Raw genomic sequence first — 1838 nt, 5'->3', positions numbered from 1 at the left:
CCCGCCCGGGGCCGCGTTCGCCCATCGACCCTCTCCGAGAAGGGGATCTCCCGTGCACGACGTACTGATCGTCGGCGGCGGCCCCGTCGGCCTGTTCCTGGCAGGCGAACTGGCCCTGTCCGGCTGCTCGGTCCTGCTCCTCGAGCGGGACCGGGAGATCGGCTCGCCGTTGAAGGCGCTCCCGCTCGGGTTGCGGGGCCTGACCGCCGGGTCCGCCGAGGCGTTCTACCGCCGGGGGCTGCTCGCGGCGATGGTGCGCGCTTCCGGCGCCGATGAGAATCAGGTCGGCGCGGCCCCCGATGCGGTCGAAGCGCCGGCTCCCCGGAACGTGAGCCACTTCGCGGGAATGGGCCTCGACGCCGCCGACATCGACACATCCGCCCTTCCCCGCCGGCTGCCCAGCCCGGTGGGGGAGGGTTTCATGACCAGCCTTGAAGCGGTCTCGGCGGTGCTGTCCGCGTGGGCCGCCGAACTCGGCGTGGAGATCATCCGGGGTGTTCCCGTCACGGCCGTGCGCCAGGACGACGAGGCCGTGGTCGCCACGGCGGGCGGACAGGAGTACCGGGCACGCTGGCTGGTGGGGTGCGACGGCGGTCGCAGCGCGGTTCGCGAACTCGCAGGCTTCGACTTCGTCGGCACGGATCCGCTGTTCACCGGCTACGTCGCGCGCGTCACCTTCGCCGACCCGCAGCAGCTGCCGCTCGGCTTCAACCTGACGCCCCGCGGCATGTACCTGCGGACGCCCTTCGAGGGGCACCTGGGCCTGATGGACTTCGACGGCGGCGGGTTCGACCGCTCCACACCGCTGACCCGCGAGCACCTGCAGGCGGTGCTGCGTCGCATCACCGATACCGACGTGACGCTGACCGATGTCCACCTGGCATCGAGCTTCACGGATCGTGCGATGCAGGCGACGACCTACCGCAAGGGACACGTGCTGCTCGCCGGCGACGCCGCGCACATCCACTCTCCACTCGGCGGTCAAGGACTCAACCTCGGCATCGGCGATGCGGTGAACCTCGGCTGGAAACTCGCCGCCACCGTGCACGGGCACGCGCCCGACGGCCTGCTCGACACCTACACCGGCGAGCGCCATCCGGTCGGCGCCTCGGTGCTCGACTGGTCACGCGCCCAGGTGGCGACCATGAAACCGGGCCCCAACGCCCCCGCGTTGCGGCGGCTGGTCCACGACCTGATGAGCACCGCCGGTGGCACGACGCACGTGTACCGGATGACATCGGGCCTGTTCGACCGCTACGACCTGGGCAACGGGAACCCGCTGGTCGGCCGGACCGCCCCGGACTTCCGCTTCGAGGACGGCACCCGCCTGGGCGACCTGCTGCGCCAGGGCCAGGGTGTAGCGCTCGACTTCAGCGGCGACCGCGCGATGCAGGTCATCGCCGAGGGCTGGGCAGGCAGGGTCCGGTACGCCGCGGGCCAGGTGCGCGAGGACCTCGGCTACCGCGCCCTGCTGATCCGTCCGGACGGCATCGTGGCATGGGCCGCTGAAGACGCCCCCGACCTCGACGAGTTCGCCCGGAGCACAGCCCACTGGTTCGGCAGCCCGGAGAACTAGGCGCGGCTCCCGACAACTCCCACATCCATCGCCGGCATCGAGCTGGTGCTGCGGCACGTCGAGTCCCGCGTGCGGCCTCTGCGACGGGGCAGGCGCCTGCGACGCCGAGGTGCGGCCGTGCCGGCCGCGCCTCGGCGTCGCAATCTCAGGGCTGTCCGTGTCCGGCCGCCACGTCGAGGATCCAGGTGATGCCGAAGCGGTCGGTCAGCATGCCGAAGGCGGGTGCCCACGGGGCGGGGCCGAAAGCCTCGATGACCGTCGC

1 protein-coding gene and 1 pseudogene are annotated in these 1838 nt (G+C 72.0%); one reads left to right on the top strand and one right to left on the bottom strand.

The annotated features are described in order from the left end of the window. Window positions 1–52: 52 nt before the first annotated feature. Window positions 53–1576, top strand: a complete 1524-nt coding sequence (locus FHS29_RS36165) for an FAD-dependent oxidoreductase (RefSeq protein ID WP_184699241.1) — start codon at window positions 53–55, stop codon at window positions 1574–1576. A gap of 145 nt (window positions 1577–1721) precedes the next feature. Here FHS29_RS36165 and FHS29_RS37475 read toward each other — a convergent pair. Continuing rightward, window positions 1722–1838, bottom strand: a pseudogene (locus tag FHS29_RS37475) (VOC family protein); the annotation flags it as partial.

It is taken from the genome of Saccharothrix tamanrassetensis (assembly GCF_014203665.1).
Lineage (GTDB): Bacteria > Actinomycetota > Actinomycetes > Mycobacteriales > Pseudonocardiaceae > Actinosynnema > Actinosynnema tamanrassetense.
This window is presented reverse-complemented; position numbering and strand designations above follow the sequence as displayed.